This window comes from Kitasatospora sp. GP82 (genome assembly GCF_029892105.1).
GTDB lineage: Bacteria > Actinomycetota > Actinomycetes > Streptomycetales > Streptomycetaceae > Kitasatospora.
This window is the reverse complement of the sequence record NZ_JARZAJ010000019.1, coordinates 13,486-34,151: the sequence shown is the minus strand read 5'-3', so window position 1 is coordinate 34,151 and position 20,666 is coordinate 13,486. Positions and strand designations below refer to the sequence as shown.

Below are 20,666 nucleotides of genomic sequence, written 5' to 3'. Positions count from 1 at the left end.
CGACTCCTCGGTCCGTGGCGCCCCCCTGAGCGGTACACCTCCACCCTCCGCGCACACCGCGCCCCTCGAACAGGGCCGACCGGCCCCGGGCACGCCCCGGCCGCACCCGGCGGCGGGGCCGCGCGGTCTCGCGCGACGGCCCGAACGGCCCTCCCCGGCGGCCACCCCGGCCGCCGACGCTGGAGGTGAGCCGGTGCGCCACCGACTCCGAACCGAGATCGACGCCGGGCAGCGCGAGCGCACCGCGCAGATGATCCGGCTGGCCGAGCTGCTGGCCGCCGGCCTGCCCGCCGCCGCCGACCCGGTCCAGGCCGAGGTCCACACCCAGTACCGGACCCTGTCCGAGTTCCGGACGGTCACGGCCGAGGAGTACCGCGCGATCGGGCGCTCGTGCGTAGACAACGAGCAGTGGCGCGCCGCGTACGAGGTGATCGCGCCGGGCCTGGCCGCGTACCAGCGCGATGCCATCGAGGCATACGCCACGACGCGGCTGAGCTGAGCCGCACCGGGCCGCCGCCAAGGGAACGGGCCCGCGGCGGCGGCCCTTGCCGGGTCGGGTCCTTGGCGGTTCCACCGGCCAAAGGACCGCAGCCACCGAGAAGGAACCTCTCTCGGCGACGGTGCCGCCGACCGGGTGCTGTCCGTTCCCGTGAACATCGACCTCGGCCCCGAGAGAGCGCCTCCCGGAGAACTGAACAACCGCTGTCGCCACTCGTGAATAAAGCCAGACGACGGCCTAAGACCAACCGGCAAATGGTGGGCAGGGCTGCCCAGACAGGCCCGCACGCAAGGCAGGCACGAGCCTGAGTGATCATGGAGTTCTTGACGCTCAGTGATCACCCGGAGGGCTCGTGCCTGCGGTCCCATGATGCCTCTTGGAACCCCTGTGGGATCAATTCGCTGCTCTTCTGCCCGTGCGGAGCGGGTACGCCGAGAGCCACCCACTGGGTTGTCACCGGCGACGGGTTCCGGACCGCACCGTCTTCGAGTACATCGTGCTCGCGCTGGTCCACGGCTCCGGCTACGAACGGATCGCCGGCGCCCGAGACTGAGCCAACAGCTCCGGAGTCGTGCGCCACCCTGCTGCCCGCCGACCTTGCCGGTCGGCGGGCAGCAATACGTCACCCCTACTTGGTCGGCCGCGAGCGTTGGCCTCAGGCCGTGCCCGGTACTCCCCGCTCAGGAGCGGGCCAACCCGCCACGAACCAGTCGCCCAGGCTCGTCCTGCACGGGGAAAGGGGCTCCATGGAGAGCGGCCGTGACCGGTCGGCAGCTGGTCGGACCGCGGTGTTGGCTGCTCCTGCGAGAAATGCGGTCAGCCAGTACCTCACCCCGGAGGCGACATGTGCTCGGTGTCATCAGCACTGAGGGATATTGGGATCCCGGTTGACAGTGCGGGCGTTGCTGTCGGCGTACCCGGCGAAGACGTATACGTTTTTATCGAGAGAGAGCCAGCCGTGGCCGTCGTTGTAGTCCACGTCGCTCGTGCGGTACCAGGTGTCGCCGTAGTTGCCGATGCTCTGGCCGACGGTCCAGCACTGGGCGAAGATCCTGCCCCCAGGGGCGATGGGGGGCAGCCCTTCGGCGATGCCGTCCGCGGTGCTGGGTCCGTTGTACAGACCGACCCAGTGGCTGGTGCTGATCGGCACGATATCGTTGGCGGAGGCGCTCCCCGCAGCGGTGATGAGCACGCCGACACTCAGCGCCGCGGCCGTTGCGAGCGTAGCTGTGCGGTGTCCGAACATGAGTGTTCCCCCTGAGAGTGTCGCGGCCTGTCATGGGGCCGCTGGACGTTTTCCGCTGTTTTAGTCGCGTGGGCCAGCCTTGCGCGGAGCAGCAGGACCAGGCAGCCCCGGCTGGCCGGGTGGAGTCCCGTCTCCCGTACAAGTCCACACACCCCGTACGCCCAGATGGTCAGACCTGTGGATCAGTTGGAGTAGATCAGGCCGTGTGAGCCTTGCGGTCCACCCGCGAGTGTAGGACCGGCAGCGCATTGAGTGAAGTGTCCAGGTGCACAGTCTGGGGAACGGCCGAGGGCCGGTTTACGAGCCAGAGCCGGAATCCTGATAGTCCCCCAGATCCGAAAGAGGCAAGACCAGATATGTAGCTGTAGAGGAAGGTCTCGACTTGTACCAACCGCACAAACCTTGCCGTCCACGAGGCTCGGATCGTCGCCTGAGGCGCTCAGTTGGGGAGTTGGGTGGAGAGCGGGGGTGGGGTCCAGGGGTCGGTGCGGTGTTTGGTGGAGGTGACGTCGTGTTCGTCGTGGAGGTGTTCGGGGATGGCGTACTGCATGACCCGGCCGCGGGTGAGGGAGCTGAGTTCGAAGCGGGTGGTGAGGTCGCCGAGGCGGTCCAGGGCCCAGGCGCCGAGCGGGGAGGAGTCCTCGATGCGCTCCAGGATGCCCAGCAGGGTGGGGGCGAGGGTGATGGCCTTGTCCCAGGGGGAGCGGGGGACTTGGAGCCAGTCGGCGCAGGTGTCGCCGATCAGGTAGCGGATCAGGGCGGGGACGGCCGGGTCGAACAGGGTGCCGGGGACGACCTGCTCGTACAGGTCGATGAGTTGGCGGGTGAGCGTGACGCCTTCGCCGGAGGGGCCCATGTGCCGGGCCATGTAGAGGTCGGAGAAGTCGCGCGCCTCGGCCAGGTCGGTGGGGGCAACCCGGGTGTCGACGCCGAGGATCGCGCCGACCACGCGCCAGGCGTAGAAGTAGGCTTCGGCGCCCTCGTTGGAGATGTGGATGCCCATCCGGTGCAGGGCGTCGAGCACCTGGATGGAGAACATCATCTGGCCGCCGATCATGTCCTCCTGGCAGATCGGGACGCCGAGGGCGGCTTCGTCCCAGTGGTTCTCGCGGCGCAGGTGGTGGCGGATGGAGGCGTGCAGCAGGCGGACCTTCTGGGCGGCGGGGAGAAAGCGGCCGCCGGCCTCGAAGGCGTCGGGGCGCATCAGGTAGAGGGTGAACTGGCCGGTCTCGGCCATCCGCTTGGAGGGATAGTCGAGCGAGTGGGTGGCGCTGAGCAGGCGGGCGACGTGCGGGATGACGTAGCAGGCGGGCATCGCGGCGAAGGACAGCGCGGTGGAGATGTGGACGTTGTTGCGGATGAAGAACAGTCGGGCCTTCTCCATCTGGTCCCAGTCGACCCAGTCGGGTGGGGTGGCGGTGGCGTGCAGGTAGTCGCGGGCCTCCTCGGGGACGTCGTCGGGCAGTGGCTGGCCGCTCTGGGCGAACCAGCGCATCAGGGTGTTGAACTTGCCGATGTCGCCGCGCTCGAACAGGGCGTCCACCACGTCGTCGGCCGGCGGGTCGCCCGCCAGACGCAGGGCGTCCATCGCCTCGGGTGTCACGGTCACGGGGTGCCCTCTCGGTGGGTGTCTGCGGTGTCAGGACGTGCGGGCGGTCGCCGCGGCGATCAGCTCAAAGAGGGCTGCGGCGGCCTGCGGCGGGAGTGCGGCCCGCTCAAGGGCGGTGCGGGCGGCCGTCGCTCGTTGGGCGATCATTTCCTCGACGCGGGCGCGGGCGCCGGAGCGCTCGATGATGTCCCGCAGTTGGTCCAGCTCCGCCGCACTGAGGCTGCCTCGGCCGAGCCGGGCTTGCAGGTGCGCGCGGTCGGCGGGTGTCGCGCCGGTGAGGGCGTGGGCGAGCAGTGCGGTGGGTTTGGCGCCGGCGAGGTCGTCCAGGTTGGACTTCCCGGTGCGGTGCGGGTCACCGAAGACACCGAGCAGGTCGTCGCGGAGTTGGAACGCCTCGCCCAGCGGCACCCCGTAGGCGGTGAAGCTGTCGAGCAGTGCAGGCGGCGCGCCGGCGAGGTAGCCGCCCAGGTGCAGGGGGTGTTCGACGGTGTACTTCGCGGTCTTGTAGCGGATGATCTCAAGTGAGCTCTCTGCGCTGGGTGTTGAGCTCGTGCGCAGGATCTCCATGCACTCCCCGGCGATCAGCTCGCGGGCGAGGGTGGCCCACAGGGGGCGGGCCCGTGCCAGGTAGGCGGCGGGCAGTCCGCAGCCGGCGAACATCTGGCCGGCCCAGGACATCAACTGATCGCCCACCAGCATCGCCAGCGACCTGCCCTGGGCCTTGCACCCCGGCCCGTCGGCGACGGCATAGCGCAGCGCTCGGTGCGCGGTGGGCACACCACGGCGGATCGGGCTGTCGTCGATCAGGTCGTCGTGGACCACGGCCGCCGCGTGCACCAACTCCATGGCCGCCGCGGCCCGGACCATGGCCTCGCTGTCCGGCTGGCCCGAGGCCCGCCAGCCCCAGTAGGCGAACGCGGCACGCAACCGCTTGCCCTCCGCCACAGCCTGGCGCAACTGCTCAGCCACCGGCTCCAGTTGGGCGTCGATGGCAACCAGGAGCTCGGTCTCCTCCCGAACGAAGACGCGCAGGGCCTCGTCGACCCGCGACCTGAGCGCCGGACCCGGCAGCAGCTCAGGCATCGGGCGACGGCCGACGGGAGGCTGCCGCGCGGCGTGCCACGGCCTCCAGATGGGATTCGGATGCGGGGGCGAGGCGGCCCAGCAGCAGCTCGCCGCGTGCCCGCAGCTCCTCGTGCCCGTCCGCTGCTATCTCGTGCAGGTCGGAGCGGCCGAGCACGCCGCGCATCCGGCGCAGCAGTCCCTCGGCCTGTTCCAGTCCCACGTCGATGACACCGGCCAGGAGTTGGACCGCCTCGGCCCCCCAATCGGCGCGCGCCCCCGCGCTGCCTTGTGCTGACACGACTGTCCCCTCCCCAGAGGCACGGCTGCGGCGACTGTCCGCCGGCCGGCGGTGCACGGCACTCGTAAGCGTCGGTGATCCTTCCCCGACACGGAACGGATCAGCCCAGAGTCATTCGAACTAGCTAATTCACTGATAAAGCACGCCAATGGGGTCCTGGCTTGTGCTTTACGGCCTTCTGGACCCCGAGCCCGCCCCACTCGATGTCGGGGAGGTCCTGTTCGAGCACCTGACGATTCGCGGCTTCGAGATGTTGGAGATCACTCTGGACGACACGCGCCGCCGTCAGGCCGTCGACTTCGTCCGGGACGGGCTGGCCAAGGGAGACCTGACTCCAGTCACCGACAGGACCTTCCCTCTCGACGCCATCGCCGACACCCACCGCCACCTGGAAGCCGGCGGACTGGTCGGCAAGGTCGCCGTCGCCGTCCCCCGCTGACTGCCGGAGCGCGCCCGCGGCGCAGCCGAACTGTTCTGACGCAGCCCGCGCCGCATGGGCCCGTGCGCGCGGGCTTGCACATGGGCACTCCGCCCCCGTTGGCGGCTGATGGTCTACCTCGCCGCCCATGGACCGGTCCGGCCGGAAAACCAGGCGGAGCCATGCCGCAGGGACGCGGGCCTCGACAGCCTCACGGTCCGGGTGCGTCAGGCCGCACCCGAGCTGACAATGGGACGGGGGAAGGCCTCGCGGTGGCGGGCGGCGAACCCGGTGGCCCGCAGAATCGCGGGCATCTCAGGTTTCTACAAAACCGGCTGAACAAAGTAGTCCCTCGGGGCGGGAAGCCGAAGACTCCCGTCGGCAACGAGGGCGTCGGCAGGTGGCCGTGGATCACTTCACGAGCGGAGGCGCACGGTTCCCTTTGCAGGTCCCTGCAGGCTGAACGCGCAGCATGAGCCGATGCCGGGCAGCCCGCATCCTCGTCGCCCTGCCAGGCAGCGCCTCCGCGGCGGCGGGCCTGACTCTGTTCCCGCACTCGGGGTATGTGGCGCTCGGCTTGGCCGCGGCCGCCGTTCTTGATTCGTTCGTCCTTGATCCCAAGCACTAGGCGGTCACTTCAGACGCCTGAGGCAGGCCGCGCCCCGGGACCCTCTAACGGAAAGGGTCCAGGGCGCGGAGGCCGAGGCACCTGCTCACCCCGTTCTTCGTCCGCACTCACTGCAAGGAGTCGAGTTGCATGCTCGCAATTCACCTCACCCAGTTCGGGGAGCCGGAGCAGAGCCTGAAGGTCGTGGACGTTCCCGAGCCTCCGGCTCCTGCCGCCGGGCAAGCGCTGATCCGGGTTGAGTACGCCCCGCTCGACCACCACGACCTGCTCTTGGCGCAGGGCATCTACCCGGTCCGCCCCGAACTGCCCAGCGTCATCGGCAATGAGGGAGCCGGCACGGTCGTGGCCGTGGGGCCGGACGTCACCCACATCCGCCCCGGCGACACGGTCCTGCTTCCCTTCGGCACCTTCGCCTGGTCCGAACAGGTCCTGGCGGAGGCCGCGAAGCTGACCTCCGTGGACAAGTCCATCAGCCTCGACCAGGCGGCGATGCTCAGCATCAATCCCACCACCGGAGGTCTGCTGGTCGAGTCGCGTGACCTTCCGGCCGGCTCGTGGGTGGTGCAGAACGCGGCGAACAGTGGGGTCGGCCGATCCGTTATCGCCTTCGCCAAGGAGCGCGGGCTTCGCACGATCAACATCGTCCGCCGCGAGGAGCTCGTCACCGAACTCGAGGAACTCGGCGCCGACATCGTGCTGATCGACTCGCCGGACGTGGCCGCGGGCGTGCGTGCGAGCATCGGCAACGATCCCGTGCTGCTGGGGCTGGACGGCGTCAGCGGAGAAGCCACCTCGCTGCTGCTGGACGTGCTGACCGAAGGCGCCCTGCTGGTGATCTACGGCTACATGAGTGGCGAGCCCTTCACTCCCGACCAGAACGTGCTGAAGGCGAAGAACATCACCACAACGGAGTTCTGGATGTACCAGGACGAGTACCTACCCCGTCATCCGGCCCTGGGCGCGGAGTCCGCGCGGCTGGTCGCCGAGGGAAAGCTCGCATTGCCCCCCGCCCCCGTCTACGAGGCCAAGGACTTCGCCAAGGCCCTCGCGTACCTGCGGAAGAACGGCAAGGTCCTCCTGGACTTCAACCCTCACCGCGTGTAGGCGTCCTCACGGCACAGCACCGAAGCGGCAGGCGGGTGGCCGCAGCCTGGATGCCGAGCTCGGCCCCCGATCTCCGCAGCCTCATCCGGTGCCTCCGCCGAGCGGCCGTTACCTGAGGCACCGGGCTTCGGGCGGGACGCACGGCAGGTGCGCACGCCGCCGGGTCGGCTGCACGAGCCGATGCCGGGCAGCCCGCACGGTCTTTGCACACGATCAAGGACGAACACATGAGCGCACACCGCACCATTGGCGTACTCGGCGCAGGAGAGGTGGGACAGGCGGTCGCCGACAAGGCCATCCGTCACGGCCATGAGGTACTCATCGGCAACAGCCGGGGCCCCGAGACCCTCGAAGCCCTCGTGGACAGGCTGGGGCCGAAGGCCCGCGCAGTCACGGCCGAGGAGGCGGCGAAACCGGAGCTCGTTTTCCTTTCGGTGCCGTTCTTCGCCGTGCCGGAACTGACACGCCTCACCACCTGGTCCGGGAAGATCGTCGTCGACACGACGAATCAGTTCGCAGCGGCCAGCCCTTACCGGGGCCGGTACGACGTCGGTGACCTCACGGGCAGCGAGTGGGTTGCCGGCCACCTTCCCGGCGCCCGGGTCGTGAAGGCTCTCAACACCCTGTACGCCCCGTTCATCGCCGCGGACCCCCGGCATGCCGAAGGACGGCTAGTGGCCTTCTATGCGGGCGACGACGCCGACGCGAAGGCAGCCGTGGGCCGGCTTGCTGGACGAATTCGGATTCGCCGCCCTGGACCTTGGCAGTCTGCGTGAGGGCGGGCGGCTGATGCAGCTGGACGGTGCACTCAGCGGAAAGCACCTGCTGCTGCAGGACGTCGGCTGACGCCCCGGCCAAGCCCCACACACACCAGCGCGCACGAGGAGAATCATGAACCGTCGTGTCGTCTACACCCGTGGCGGGTTGCCCGCCGACGTCCTGACCGTCATCGAGGAGCCGCAGCCGGCAGAGCCCGGGGGTGGTCAGGTCCTCATCCGCACCACGGCCTTCCCCGTGCACCCTGGTGATCTCCAGGCCATCGAGGCCTACCCCGGGGAGGCTGCACAGCCCGTTCCGGCCGGCGTGGAGGCCACCGGCGTGGTGGAGGCGATCGGCCCGGGAACGCGCATGGCGCCGGGTGTCGAGGTCGGCGGCCGCGTAACGGTCTTCCCCCAGCCGGGGGCGTGGTCCCAGTGGATCGTGGCGGACGCCGAGGTGGTCGTCGCCGTACCGGACGAGGTGTCGGACGAGGTCGCCGCGCAAATGCTGGTGAACCCGCTCACCACGGTGATGCTGCGCCGTGAGGCCGAGGAGCACCTGGCCTTCGGATACGACGGTCTTCTGGTGCAGACCGCTGCGGGCTCGTCGGTCGGGCGGCTGGTGACGGGCGTGTCCCAGTTCCACAACGTGGCGCTCGTCAACGTCGTCCGCAGCGACCGCGGTGCCGCCGAACTGCGCAAGCGGTTCCCGGACGTGCCGGTCGTGGCGACAGAGGATCCGGGCTGGGCCGACGAGGTCCGCAAGGCAGCCGGCGGCCGTCCGGTAAGTGTGGCCTTCGACCCGATCGGCGGGAAGCTGGCGGAGAGCCTTCTTGACCTGTTGACGCCGGGCGGGAAGCTGGTCAGTTACGGGCAGATCGCCGAGGAGCCGATGTCGGTGCATGCGTCGACGCTGCTGCACAAGTCGCTGACGCTGCGGGGTAAGAACATCGGTCGGTGGTCGTCCGAGGCCTCCGCCGAGAGGCGGGCATCCGACGTCGCGACCGCGAAGCAGATCGCGCTGGGGCTCAAGGACCAGTTCGAGGTGGCTGCTACGTACGGCCTTGGCGAGCTGGCCAACGCCGTGGAACACGCGGTACGGCCCGGCAAGGTCGGCCTCGTCCTCGTCCGCCCCTGGTAGCCGCCGCTGCCGGCGACGCGATCGTGGAGCGTGTCGTGGGCGGCCGAGTGACCCCTGCCGTATTCTGCCCCGGCGGCTCGTCGGGCTCCGGTTGCGCCCTGGCTGTGCTCACCGCAGGCTGCCCCTATGGACCGCACCCCGGAAGCGAGCATGCCGCCCGTTCTGGTGACGGGCGCGGCGGGCAGCGTCGGCGCCGTCGGACGATCCGTGGTCGAAGGCCTTCGGCAGCGGGGCCTGCCTGTCCGGGCCATGGTGCGTCGTGATGACGAGCGGGCGGAGGCGCTGCGCGCGACCGGCGCCGAGGTCGTCGTCGGAGACCTGACGCGCACGGGCGACGTCGCCGACGCCCTGGCCGGCTGTGGACGCATGTACTTCGGCATGGGCGTGTCGGCACAGTATCTGGAGGCTGCCGTGACGGTGGCGGCCGTCGCGCGTGCGTCCGAACGCCTGGAAGCGTTCGTGAACATGTCGCAGCTGACTGTCTCCGAGATGGACCTCGCCAGCGCCTCCGAGTCTGTGCAGCAGCGGCAGCAGTGGCTGGTCGAGCAGGTCCTCGACTGGTCAGGCCTGCCCGTCGTCCAGATCAGGCCCACCGTGTTCATGGAGAACCCGCTGTTCCGTGTCGGCTTCTCCTCGATCGCGAAGGACGGGAGCATCAGACTGCCCTTCGGCCGGGCGAAAACCTCCCCCGTAGCCGCCGGCGACGTCGCCTCGGTCGTGGAGGAGATCCTGGCCGATCCGGCCCCGCACCTCGGCCGGATCTATGAGCTGACCGGCCCCCGCTCGGAGGACATCACCGCCATGGCGGAGGAGGTCTCCGCAGCCCTGGGCCGACCGGTCGGTTACACCAACGTCCCCCTGCAGGAATGGATCGACGACGATCTCAGGCCGCTGGGGCTGCCGGACCACGTGTTCCAGCACATCTCCACCATGGCTCGCCTTCATGCGGAGAATCGATACGACCGCAAGGCGGACGGGGTAGAGCAGGTCACCGGGCGGCCTCCCTCAGGGGTGGCCGATTTCGTCCGTAAGAACCCCGGCGTGTTCACTGGCTGAAGCCCCTCCGTCTCCGAGTGTTGTCCAGCGTCTCCTGCGTTGTGGATTCACCGTTGGAGGCGCCGGCTGGTCATCGTCCGCGGGCCCCGCCGCCACACGGGCACCGGATTGAGCTCTCACGCCGAAACCGCCCCGGAAAGGACCGGCCCATGAGTGACGAACTCCTCGACCTGGCGATCGCCACGGCCGGCGGCCAGGAACTCTGGCACAGTCTGCGTGGCCTGAACATCGACATCTCCATCGGCGGCCCGATCTGGGCGATGAAAGGCTGGCCTCCAGACAAGACGTTCGGGGGCCTACTCGTGGCCACGCGCCGTCGAGTCTTCCGCCGCAACCCCGACAACAGCGTCAACCTCAACCTGCCGTCCATCACCCTCGACATCCACGACGTCGAACCGGTCCGCTCCGGCAACGAACAGGCACAGCCATGACCACGCGCAGCACGGTCATCGACCACTCCACCCGGCGGCTTGTTGTGGCGCTCCCCCGCCCATACGACGCAGCCCGCGACCACTACGAAACCCTCGTTCCGGAGGTCGATTTCGCCCGCTTCTTCCAAATGGCCTCCTGGCAGGCCACGCTCGAACTGGCCGAGATCAACGCCCCGCACGGCTTCATGCGCTACTACCGCAGTGACATCACCGCCGCCATGGCCGGATCGTCGTCCTTCTGGAAGGCCACCCAGTACCTGATGGGCAACCACACCATCGCGGAACGCATGTTCCGCCACGATCCATCCGTCATGCTGCACGCGCCACTGCGGACCCTGCTCTACGACGACCCCGACGGCGACACCAAACTCGCCGTCGACCAGCCCAGCCTGCTGTTCACCAGCTACGACAACCCGCAAATCACCGAGGTCGGCCGCGAACTCGACGCCCTCCTCGCCCAACTGATCACTCTGCTCGGCGGCGACGTACCCCCGCAACTGACCGCTTGACAAGCCTCTCGGAGACCCACCGTCGAAGCTGCGCAGGCCGGGACTGTTCCGCAGCACGCGTTCGTAGACGTCGAGGAGGATGCGCACGGCACGGTCGCCGTAGGCGTGGGTGCCGACCCTCCAACCGCGGCGGACCACGGCTTCCACGGCTTCGGCCAGGGCGTCGGGTTCCCAGGTCAGCGTGCCGGAGAAGGCGTGGTCGCAGGCGTAGGGCTCCTCGGTGGCTCCGGCCTCAAGTCCGCCGTCGAGGACGAACTTCACCCCCCATACCCGCAGCCACGGATCAGCGTCGTAGCGCCAGTCCTCCATGGCATCGAGCAGGTCCTCCACCTCGGCCGCGCTGGACAGTCCGATCGCTGAAATGAGCGCGCGCACCCGGGCGCTGAGCGCGCCTGCCTCGCGGGCGGCCAGCAAGACGCTGTAGTCGTCGAGCGAGACCGCGCAGTCGCGGACGGTGCCGACCCCCGCGGCGGCGTACTGACCACTGGCCAGGCGAAGCCCGGCAATGCGCAGGGCCCGGTCCTGCGTGGGGACGAGCCGCTCCACCAGGCCCAGAGCGTTGTCGATCAGCCGCCCGTTGAGTCGGCCGTCGGCGTCGCGGCCGATCACGCCGCCGGCGGGGTCGGGGGCGTGATCGGTGATTCCCGCCAGGCGCAGTGCGTAGGTGTTGACGACGTCGTTGTGGCCGCCGCGCTTGACCAGGACCGGGTGGCGGTCGGCGGCCTGGTCGAGTTCGGCGGCGGTGGGCATGCGACGCTCCGCCAGGTTGAGTTCCTGCCAGTTGGTGGTGGTGCGGATCCACCGGCCCTCGGGCGTGGTGGCGGCCCGCTGCCGGATCAGGTCCAGGAACTCGGCGATGGTACGGGCCTGGTGGACGGGGACGTCATGCGCGCTGTGGCCGGCGAAGATCAGATGGGTGTGCGTGTCGTCGAAGGCCGGCAGGACCGTGCTCTGGGGCAGGTCGAAGACCGTGGTGCCCGCGGTCACCCAGGCATCGAGGCCGTTCGGGTCGGGCGACAGGGCGGCGATGCGATCGCCCCGCACCGGCAGGGCCCGCTGCAGGACCTTGATCAGGGCGATCGAGGCCAGCCCGAACAGCAGGCCGCGACAGGGTTTTCGGCTCTTGCAAGCTCCTCACGCTCGGCATTGGTCAGCCCGCCCGGACCGCCCTCGCCCCGGTCGGCGCGGTCCTGCTTCACCCAGCCCCGCAGCCCCTCCGGGCTGACCCCAGCTCCCGGGCGATCTCGGTGACGTTCCGGTGCGGAGACGAGCGCACCAGTGCGACCGCATCCCGCTTGAACTCCGCCGTACACCGCTTGACTCATATTGCTCTTGGTTCCCACCTGAACCTGCTTCTCCGGGCTCACATGTCCCAGCCTCCAGGTGTCCAACCGCAGGGTGAAGCCTCAATCTGGACCGCTGGTCGAGCTGGCCGGTACATCCTGGTTCTTCGGAGCGAAGCCACAAAACCACTCATACAATGGATGTCACCGGCGTACAGGCGTACACGGGCTGGCGACGCCAGGGCGAGGAACCTGCCAGCCCGGGGCAGGAGACGCATGGCACAGGCTGCCGACGCAGCGCGGGCCGTCATCTTGACCGTGGACGACGACCCCGGAGTGTCGCGTGCCGTTGCCCGTGACCTGCGGCGACGCTACGGCGAGGCGTATCGCGTCGTGCGCGCGGAGTCCGGGGAGTCCGCGCTGGGCGCCCTACGCGAGCTGAAGCTGCGGGGCGGCCTCGTGGCGGTGATCCTGGCCGACTACCGCATGCCGCAGATGAACGGCATCGAGTTCCTGGAGCAGGCTCTCGATGTGTATCCGGGCGCGCGGCGGGTGCTCCTTACCGCGTACGCGGACACCAATGCGGCAATCGATGCGATCAACGTGGTCGACCTCGACCACTACCTCCTCAAGCCCTGGGACCCGCCGGAGGAGAAGCTCTATCCGGTCGTGGACGATCTGCTGGAGACCTGGAGGGCCACCGATCGTCGGCCGGTGGCCGTCACCAAGGTCGTCGGACACCGGTGGTCGGCTCGCTCGTGGGGCGTACGGGAATTCCTGGCCCGCAACGAGGTGCCGTACCGCTGGTACTCGTCCGACGAACCGGAAGGTCGGCGGCTGCTGTGTGCCGCTGGCCAGGACGGCTTGCGGCTCCCGCTGGTGATCACTCCGGATGGCACGGCACTGATCGAGCCCAATGATCAGGGCCTCGCCGCCCGGGTCGGCCTGGCGACGACTCCGGTGGCCCATTTCTACGACCTCGCAATCATCGGGGGCGGGCCCGCCGGTCTGGGAGCGGCCGTGTACGGAGCGTCCGAGGGTCTGCGTACCGTCCTCGTGGAACGCTCCGCGACCGGAGGCCAGGCGGGCCAGAGCTCACGGATCGAGAACTATCTTGGCTTCCCGGACGGAGTGTCCGGGGCGCAGCTCACCGACCGGGCCCGGCGCCAGGCGGCGAAGTTCGGTGCCGAGGTACTGACCGCACGCGAGGTCACCGGGCTGGAGATCAACGGCGCGTCGCGCGTCGTTCGGTTCTCGGACGGCTCCGCGGTCGCCGCGCACTCCGTGATCCTCGCGACCGGCGTGTCGTACCGGCAGCTCGAGGCGCCCGGCGTGGCCGACCTGACCGGGTGCGGGGTGTTCTACGGCTCGGCGCTGACCGAAGCGGCCGCGTGTCAAGGCCACGACGTGTATATCGTCGGCGGGGCGAACTCCGCCGGCCAGGCCGCGATGTATCTGGCCCGGGGTGCCAAGTCGGTCGCCATCCTGGTGCGCGGACCATCGCTGTCCGCCTCGATGTCCTACTACCTCGTCCAGCAGGTCAAGCGCACGCCCACGATCTCGGTGCGCACCAACACGGTCGTCGAGGCCGCCCACGGCACGCGCCAACTGGAGCAGCTCACCCTGCGCGACACGGCGACCGGGGACACGGAACTCGTCGATGCCCAGTGGATGTTCGTGTTCATCGGCGCGGCCCCGCTGACCGATTGGCTGGAGGGCACGGTACTGAGGGACTCGCGCGGCTTCATCCTGACCGGTCCCGATCTGACCGCGGACGGGCGTCCGCCGGCCGAATGGGAGCTGGACCGGCCGCCGTACCACCTGGAAACCAACGTGCCCGGCGTGTTCGTGGCGGGAGACGCGCGCGCCGAGTCCGCCAAACGCGTCGCTTCCGCCGTCGGCGAGGGAGCCATGGCCGTCATGCTCGTGCACCGGTATCTGGAGCAGTCGTGAACGGGCAGCCGATGCCGTGCAGCCAGGAGGAGATCGGCACGCTGTTCTTGTTCGAGAAGCTGGCCCCCGACCAGATCGCGCGGCTGTGCCGCGATGGCCGTGTCGAGGCGTTCGAACCGGGGCCCGTGTACCAGGAGGGCGACCCGGCCGCCTGCTTCTACGTGCTGCTCGAAGGGACCCTCATCCTCTCGCGCAGGATCGGCAACTACGACGTGGAGGTCAACCGAAGCTCCAGCCGCGGTGTCTACGCGGGTGCCTTCCACGCCTACCTGGGCGACCGCGTGCAGCAGGTGTACAACAATTCCCTGCGTGTCATCGAGCCTTCGCGGTTCTTCGTGCTTCCCGCGGAGACCTTCGCCGGGATCATGCGCGACTGGTTCCCCATGGCCGTGCATCTGTTGGAGGGGCTCTTCTTCGGCATCAAGAACACTCAGGAGGCCGTCGGCCAGCGAGAACGGCTCCTGGCTCTCGGGTCGCTGTCCGCGGGGCTGACCCACGAGCTCAACAACCCCGCCGCGGCGGCGGTGCGAGCGACGTCGGCGCTCCGGGAGCGGGTCGCCGGCATGCGCCACAAGCTCGGCGCCATCGCGGCAGGCCCGTACCGGCGCGACAGCCTGGAGGCACTCGTCGAGGTGCAGGAACGTGCGGCCGAGCGCGTCGCCAAGACCGCCGGCACCCTGAGCCCACTCGAAGCCTCGGACCGGGAGGACGCCGTCTCCGACTGGCTGGAGGCCCAGGGCATCGCGGACGGATGGCAGTTGGCGCCGACATTCGTCCAGGCGGGCCTCGACACCGACTGGCTGGACCAGGTCGCGGCAGCCGTGGATGAGGGCACCCTGGAAGGCGCCGTACGGTGGCTGAACTACACCGTCGAGACCGAACTCCTCATGAACGAGATCGAGGACTCGACCACCCGAATCTCGGCCCTCGTCACCGCGGCCAAGCAGTACTCCCAACTCGACCGGGCTCCTTACCAGGTCGCCGACGTGAATGAACTGCTCGACAGCACGCTGCTGATGGTCTCCGGGAAGATCGGCCCCCGCATCACTGTCGTCAGGGAGTACGACCGCACGCTGCCGAAGATCCCGGCCTACCCCGGCGAGCTCAACCAGGTCTGGACGAATCTGATCGACAACGCCGTTTCAGCGATGAAGAGCACGGACGCCGAAGGCACGTTGACGGTGCGCACCGCGCGGGACGGCGGCCATCTCCTCGTCGAGTTCGGCGACACGGGACCTGGGGTGCCCGCAGAGATTCGCGACCGCATCTTCGACCCGTTCTTCACCACGAAACCGGTGGGTGAGGGTACAGGCCTCGGCCTGGACATCTCGTGGCGCATCGTCGTCAACAAGCACCACGGTGACCTTCGGGTGCGATCCGTCCCCGGCGACACCCGGTTCCAGGTACGCCTCCCTCTGACCTCCACCGACTCCAACGCCCCACAGGAGCCGTCATGAGTTCCCGGAACGGAATCGACCCCTCGGTCCCGCCGAGCGGTACCGGATGCCCCGAGTGCGACGCTGTCGGCGGGTGGTGGTTCCACCTGCGGCGCTGCGCGCTCTGCGGCCACATCGGCTGTTGCGACGACTCGCCGTCGAAGCATGCGACCGCCCATGCCGAAGCCACCGGGCACCCGGTGATCCGCAGCTTCGAACCGGGCGAGAGCTGGTTCTGGAACTACGAGACCTCCGAGATGTACGTGTCGGGTCCGCAGCTGGCACCGCCGGACAGCCACCCCGCCGATCAGCCGACCCCCGGCCCCGCAGGGCGTGTACCAGCGAACTGGGCCGATCGCCTGGGTTAGGGTCCGTTGCGAAAGTCGATCAAGGTCGTGAGTGATCGCGTGCTGCGGAGACGCGCGCCGCCCTTGCCGAGGACCTCATCCGCCCTGGTGAGAGGCACTGTGTGAGGGTGTACAAGTGCCGACCTCGTCGGTCGGTTCGGCGCTCTGGCAGAGCCGACGAGCTCCGCGGCATGATGATCGACCGTGCTGCTACGACTGGCGTACCTGGGCGTGACGAACGCGTTCGCGATGCTGCGACTGCTGCCGATGAGCGACCGCGAGAAGGACGTGGAGATCCTGGCCCTGCGCCATCAGATCACCGTGCTGGAGCGGCAGCTGAGCGGCCAGCGGGTACGGTTCGAAGCGAGCGACCGGGCGTTCCTGGCAGCACTGCTGCAGGGGCCTGCCGGTGCAGGTGCTGCATCGGATGCCGTCTGTACGCGCTGGCGTTCCTCGAACACGGCAGCCGTCGCCTGCACATCGCCGCGTCACCGCCCACCCCACCCGGGTTTGAGACGGCGCGAGCGGGTCAGGAGAGCCAGTCGGCGTAGCGGGTGGGGGCGAGGTGAGCGTCCTTGTCGGTGAGGACGTCACCCTTGACGACGGCGAACATGCCGGCGGTGGGGTCGGTGACGACGGTACGGTTGTCGCCCTTGCGGGACAGGGTGATCCGGCCCAGTTCGTCCAGGGGGAAGATCTCGGGGCCGGCGATGTTGCGAATGCCACCGAGCGGGGCGCCCGCGGCGACTTCTGCCACCGCGTTGGCCACGTCCTTGGCGGCGATCGGCTGGATCGGCGTGGCGGGCAACCGGACGGTGGCGTCGTCGGCGGTCCAGGACAGGACGGCGTCCATGAACTCCATGAACTGCGTTGCCCGGACGATCGAGTAGGGGATCGGCCCGGCCGCGAGGACGTTCTCCTGGAGCACCTTGGCACGGTAGTAGTCCAGCTCCGGCACCTGGTCCGCGCCGACGATCGAGAGGATGACGAAGTGGCCGACGCCACCCTTCTGGGCCGCGGCCAGGAGGTTGTCCATCGAGGTCTGGAAGAAGGCGAGGGAGGCTTCGTCGAAGGTCGGGGAATTCGTCAGGTTGACGACGACGTCGGCCCCCGCCACCGCTTCGTCCAGTCCCTGGCCGCTGATGACGTCGACTCCGGTGGAGTGCGAGTGCGGTACCGCCTCGTGCCCGGCGGCGTTCAGATTCTTGACGACCTGCGACCCGATCAGCCCGGTACCGCCGATGACTGCGACCTTCATGACATGCCTTTCGTCGGGATCCTGTCCGCAATATGGCATATGAACCCTATGCGGGTATGGCATGCACCCAACTCGGACACGTTTCATCCGAGATTCCGCGTGAACACGACACCGGCCTCAGGTATCCGAACCTTTGGCCGGCCGCCCGACCACGGGCGGCCCGAGACCGCATCCCGCGAGGAGTTCCGGGCGGTATGAGTTCGACCAGGCACTGGTACAAGAAGCGGCCTGAACTGCTGGTGCGGCTGGCCCCAAGGGTCGCCGGGCGGGCCGGGGCCTCGCACGATCAGATCGGGGGCTCGGCTCCGCCGGAAGCCCGAGCTGAAACTGACACTGGCAGGGGCAGGTAGGCGCAGCCCGGCAAGCCCATACTCGGATCCATGAGCAGTAAGTCGGAACTGGGAGAGTTCCTGCGGACCCGCCGCGCGCAGCTGCAACCCGCAGACGTCGGGTTGCCGGTGTTCGATGAGCGCCGGCGGGTCGCTGGACTGCGGCGCGACGAACTGGCCTTGGTCGCCGGGGTCAGCGAGTCGTACTACACGCGGCTGGAACAAGGTGTGTCACTCAACGCGTCCCAGGAGGTCCTGGACGCCCTCGCCCGTGCCCTGCGCCTGGACGAGACCGAGCGCCGACACCTGAGCGATCTCGCCGCGGGTGTGGTGCGCAAGGGGGGCGAGCGAGTTCGCAAGCCGGCCCCCGAGCAGGTCAGCGAGACGACGCGGCAGCTGGTCGAGGCATTCGGGGACAGCACTCCGGTCATCGTGCTCGGCCGGCGCAGCGACGTGCTGACGTGGAACCGCACCGGGCACGCGCTGTTCGCCGGGCACCTCGACCCTCAGAGCCCTGAGCATCCTGCTCAGCGGCCGAACACCGCGCGCCTGGTCTTCCGTGACGCCCATACGCGCGACTTGTACGAGGACTGGCCGAAGAAAGCCCGGGACGTGGTGGGACGGCTGCGGATGGCCGTCGGGCGGCATCCCGACGATCCGCTGCTGGCCGCGCTGATCGGCGAACTGGTGGTGCACAGCCCGGAGTTCACCGCCATGTGGTCCGAGCACAAGGTTCGGGCCTGGGACATCGCGAACTACCGGATGCGGCATCCACTGGTCGGGGCTCTGGACGTCACCCAGCAGGCCATGGCGGTCCCGAACGGTCGGGGGCAGCGCCTGGTCGCCGTCACCGCGGAGGCCGGTTCGAAGGCCGCGCTGACCCTGCTCGCCCGGGCCGCCGCCGAGACCACCGTTCCCACCAGGGCCCCGGACGAACAAGCTCGTCCGGCGTGCGAAAGGTCCGCCTCCTAGCGGCCCGATCCACGTCCGACGACACCACCGGCTTCCCCTGGCACCCGACACATCCTGGTCCTGATGACCCGCAGGCGGCTTCAGCCTGCCCGAAACCTGCCGAAGACCTCTTCGGCGACCCCGCACGATCCCGTGTCCACACCCCGTGGAATCCACGAATGGAGACAACCATGTCCGTGCTCTACACCACCGAGGCCATCTCGACCGGCGACGGCCGCAACGGCGAAGTCCGCACCCTGGACGGCGTCTTCGACACGGCGCTCGCCGTCCCGAAGGAGATGGGCGGCCCCGGCGGCGACAAGACCAACCCCGAGCAGCTGTTCGCCGCCGGCTACGCGGCCTGCTTCCACAACGGCCTGCGACTGATCGCCGGCGAGCAGAAGCTGAAGCTGACCGGGTCGACCATCACCTCCACGGTGAGCCTGCTCGCCCTGGACGAGGGCAAGCGCTTCTCCCTGGCCGTCAAGCTGAGCGCGTATCTGCCCGGTCTGGACCAGGCCACCGCCGACCAGCTGGTGGAGACGACGCACCAGGTGTGCCCGTACTCCAACGCTACCCGCGGCAACGTCGACGTGGTCCTCGAAGCAACCGTCTGACAGACCGCCACCCAGCGGCGTCAGGCCGTCCGCACCGGGCGGCCTGACGACGGGTTCGTGCTGACTCCCGTCACCGTCCGATAGCCGATGACGACGATGATGCTGGGCCGGGTCAGGGTTGACCGTGTCCTGGAGCACGAGATGGCCACCCGGCCACCCGCGCAGATGTTCCCCGAGCTGGATCCGGCCGACTGGCAGGCGCATCGGACTTCCTCGACAGGCTGCGGGCTGTCGGCCGCGCTCCAGCCACCCCGGACCACGATCGCGTCCCCGGATTCGACGTTGACGCCGGCGTACTGTTCGGCCGCGTCGAGATCGCTGCCGGTGACGTTGTGGCCCGGGTCGAGTCGGCGACCGCGCGGGCTCGGGCCCGGTCGGTGACGTGGTTCAAGGTGCCGAGTTCGTCGTCGGCACCCCACCGTCCCCAGTTGGTCGGTAGCTCCTCGCTGCGGGAATCTGGCGTGGTCATGGGGACACCTGGGCTTTCGTTGTCGTCGGGTGAATCCGTCGGTCAGCGGACGGATTCGTTCAGCGCCGGGCCGACCGCGGCGTCCGCACCGGGTGCGACGTCCTGCGGGGCGAGGCGGGCGTTCGCGCTGCGGACCTGGCGGGGCAGGGTGAGAAGGTCGGCCAGCCAGCCCAGGTCGTGCATCCGGCTGACCAGGAAGACCTGGTAGTCCATGGACAGGCCGAACAGGATGGCCAGCATGATCGCGGGAAGCGCGGCCTCCACCGGCCCGGCCTTGCCCAGGCCCAGCGCCTCCGAGCCCCACCCCCACTGGAACACCGCGACGACGACGCCGAAGGAGGCGGCCGAGGCGAGCAGGTTCATCACGGCGGCGGTCAGCGGTACCAAAATGCTGCGGAACGCGACCATCAGCAGCAGGCAGCCGAGTCCGACGATCACCCCGAGGAAGAGCGGCAGCTTGCCCGCCAGCACGCCGCCCAGGTCACCGGAGGCCGCCGTCGCACCGCCGACGTGGACCCTCAGGCTGCTTCCCCGCTCCGCGACCGGAACGACGTCCTTGCGCAGGTGGGTCACCAGGGTGCCGGTCGCCTCGTCCTGCGGCGCACTGACCGGGACCACGTCGATGACGGACAGCCCGGTCCCGGTGGTGACCGGCTCGGCCACCACCGACGCCACTCCGGGAGTGCTGCGCACGGCCTGGACCAGCGTGTTCAGGGCCGGTACATCGCTGGGCGCGCCCAGCTGCGCGTCACGAGCGGCCTGGGCGGTATCGACGACCCGGGTGACGTCGGTAGCCGGTATCCGGTCGGCCGGCGCGTCGAACGTCACCGTCGCATAGGCGGTCCTGCCGTCCCGGCTGATCTGGGGCGCTCCCGTGGGGCCGTACATGCTGGTCACCGAGGCGACCGAGGGCAGCTTGGCGACCTGGTCCAGCATCGAGGTCACCTTCTGCCGCACGGCGGTGTCCCGGACCGACCCGTCGCGCACGTGCACCACGATCTGGTCGCTGTCCCCGGCCTGTTGGGGCGCGGACGCCTGAAGCAGCGCCTGCGCCTTCGACGACTCGGCCCCGGCAGACTGAACGCGTCGGAGTAGCGGGTGCCGAGCGTCGCGTACGGCACGGCGAGCGCGACCAGCAGCGCGGCCCAGATCCCGACGACGACGAGGCGGTGCCGGAAGCACCATCTGGCGAGTGCGGACATGGCTGAAGAACCTTCTCAGCGGTACGGAGAGTGAGAGGGGACGAGCACGGAGTGCCGGC

At 69.3% G+C, this 20,666-nt stretch carries 17 protein-coding genes and 3 pseudogenes; 13 read left to right on the top strand and 7 right to left on the bottom strand.

Annotated features, from left to right (window positions below; all coding sequences use genetic code 11):
* Positions 1-214 precede the first annotated feature (214 nt).
* Positions 215-499 (top strand): annotated as a pseudogene (locus P3T39_RS21215) (TipAS antibiotic-recognition domain-containing protein); the annotation flags it as partial.
* Positions 500-875: 376 nt separating this feature from the next.
* Positions 876-1,037: pseudogene (locus tag P3T39_RS21210) on the top strand (IS5/IS1182 family transposase); the annotation flags it as partial.
* A gap of 321 nt (positions 1,038-1,358) precedes the next feature.
* Here P3T39_RS21210 and P3T39_RS21205 read toward each other — a convergent pair.
* The 4 genes from P3T39_RS21205 to P3T39_RS21190 all read right to left on the bottom strand — a co-directional run bounded on the left by P3T39_RS21205 (position 1,359) and on the right by P3T39_RS21190 (position 4,717).
* Positions 1,359-1,745, bottom strand: a complete 387-nt coding sequence (locus P3T39_RS21205; protein ID WP_280700045.1) for a hypothetical protein — start codon at positions 1,743-1,745, stop codon at positions 1,359-1,361.
* A gap of 439 nt (positions 1,746-2,184) precedes the next feature.
* Positions 2,185-3,354: an oxygenase MpaB family protein gene (locus P3T39_RS21200; protein ID WP_280700044.1), complete on the bottom strand. Its 1,170-nt coding sequence runs from the start codon at positions 3,352-3,354 to the stop codon at positions 2,185-2,187.
* 30 nt (positions 3,355-3,384) lie between these two features.
* Positions 3,385-4,437 (bottom strand): polyprenyl synthetase family protein, encoded by a 1,053-nt coding sequence (locus P3T39_RS21195; protein WP_280700043.1) that lies wholly within the window; start codon positions 4,435-4,437, stop codon positions 3,385-3,387.
* On the bottom strand, positions 4,430-4,717 hold the full coding sequence (locus tag P3T39_RS21190) for a hypothetical protein (protein ID WP_280700042.1): 288 nt from the start codon (positions 4,715-4,717) through the stop codon (positions 4,430-4,432). The genes P3T39_RS21195 and P3T39_RS21190 overlap by 8 nt, the downstream gene beginning before the upstream one ends.
* A 148-nt stretch (positions 4,718-4,865) precedes the next feature.
* On the opposite strand from P3T39_RS21190, the gene P3T39_RS21185 reads away from it, so the two are divergent.
* From P3T39_RS21185 to P3T39_RS37605, 6 genes are all read left to right on the top strand, one after another.
* Positions 4,866-5,156, top strand: coding sequence for a zinc-binding dehydrogenase (locus tag P3T39_RS21185; protein WP_280700041.1), 291 nt, complete (start codon positions 4,866-4,868; stop codon positions 5,154-5,156).
* A gap of 736 nt (positions 5,157-5,892) precedes the next feature.
* Positions 5,893-6,867, top strand: a complete 975-nt coding sequence (locus P3T39_RS21175; protein WP_280700040.1) for a zinc-dependent alcohol dehydrogenase family protein — start codon at positions 5,893-5,895, stop codon at positions 6,865-6,867.
* Between the two features lie 227 nt (positions 6,868-7,094).
* On the top strand, positions 7,095-7,643 hold the full coding sequence (locus P3T39_RS21170) for an NAD(P)-binding domain-containing protein (RefSeq protein WP_280700039.1): 549 nt from the start codon (positions 7,095-7,097) through the stop codon (positions 7,641-7,643).
* A gap of 115 nt (positions 7,644-7,758) precedes the next feature.
* On the top strand, positions 7,759-8,766 hold the full coding sequence (locus tag P3T39_RS21165) for a zinc-binding dehydrogenase (protein WP_280700038.1): 1,008 nt from the start codon (positions 7,759-7,761) through the stop codon (positions 8,764-8,766).
* Positions 8,767-8,892: 126 nt separating this feature from the next.
* Positions 8,893-9,822, top strand: coding sequence for an NAD(P)H-binding protein (locus P3T39_RS21160; RefSeq protein ID WP_280700037.1), 930 nt, complete (start codon positions 8,893-8,895; stop codon positions 9,820-9,822).
* A 427-nt stretch (positions 9,823-10,249) separates the two neighbouring features.
* A complete protein-coding gene (locus P3T39_RS37605; RefSeq protein ID WP_348534369.1) occupies positions 10,250-10,762 on the top strand; it encodes a DUF302 domain-containing protein in 513 nt (170 codons plus the stop codon).
* A gap of 48 nt (positions 10,763-10,810) precedes the next feature.
* On the opposite strand, the pseudogene P3T39_RS21150 reads toward P3T39_RS37605, so the two are convergent.
* A pseudogene (locus P3T39_RS21150) lies at positions 10,811-11,749 on the bottom strand (amidohydrolase family protein); the annotation flags it as partial.
* 572 nt (positions 11,750-12,321) lie between these two features.
* Here P3T39_RS21150 and P3T39_RS21145 point away from each other — a divergent pair.
* Genes P3T39_RS21145 through P3T39_RS21135 form a run of 3 tightly spaced genes read left to right on the top strand, consistent with a single transcriptional unit; the run spans position 12,322 to position 15,802 of the window.
* Positions 12,322-13,998 carry an FAD-dependent oxidoreductase gene (locus tag P3T39_RS21145; RefSeq protein ID WP_280700036.1) on the top strand — a complete coding sequence of 559 codons (1,677 nt, stop codon included), beginning with the start codon at positions 12,322-12,324 and terminating at the stop codon, positions 13,996-13,998.
* Entirely contained in the window at positions 13,995-15,455 is a 1,461-nt protein-coding gene (locus P3T39_RS21140; protein ID WP_280700035.1) for an ATP-binding protein, read from the top strand. The genes P3T39_RS21145 and P3T39_RS21140 overlap by 4 nt, the downstream gene beginning before the upstream one ends.
* The gene (locus tag P3T39_RS21135; protein WP_280700034.1) at positions 15,452-15,802 is read left to right on the top strand and encodes a UBP-type zinc finger domain-containing protein; all 351 of its coding nucleotides are present in this window, start codon (positions 15,452-15,454) and stop codon (positions 15,800-15,802) included. The genes P3T39_RS21140 and P3T39_RS21135 overlap by 4 nt, the downstream gene beginning before the upstream one ends.
* Positions 15,803-16,310: 508 nt before the next feature.
* Here P3T39_RS21135 and P3T39_RS21130 read toward each other — a convergent pair.
* A complete protein-coding gene (locus tag P3T39_RS21130; protein ID WP_280700033.1) occupies positions 16,311-17,039 on the bottom strand; it encodes an SDR family oxidoreductase in 729 nt (242 codons plus the stop codon).
* Between the two features lie 380 nt (positions 17,040-17,419).
* Between P3T39_RS21130 and P3T39_RS21125 the strand changes: the two genes are divergently transcribed.
* Together P3T39_RS21125 and P3T39_RS21120 are read left to right on the top strand one after the other, a co-directional pair.
* A complete protein-coding gene (locus tag P3T39_RS21125) occupies positions 17,420-18,340 on the top strand; it encodes a helix-turn-helix transcriptional regulator (RefSeq protein WP_280700032.1) in 921 nt (306 codons plus the stop codon).
* A gap of 170 nt (positions 18,341-18,510) precedes the next feature.
* Positions 18,511-18,936: an organic hydroperoxide resistance protein gene (locus tag P3T39_RS21120; RefSeq protein WP_280700031.1), complete on the top strand. Its 426-nt coding sequence runs from the start codon at positions 18,511-18,513 to the stop codon at positions 18,934-18,936.
* 511 nt (positions 18,937-19,447) lie between these two features.
* On the opposite strand, the gene P3T39_RS21115 is transcribed toward P3T39_RS21120, so the two are convergent.
* Positions 19,448-20,590, bottom strand: coding sequence for an MMPL family transporter (locus P3T39_RS21115; RefSeq protein ID WP_280700030.1), 1,143 nt, complete (start codon positions 20,588-20,590; stop codon positions 19,448-19,450).
* Positions 20,591-20,666: the final 76 nt, after the last annotated feature.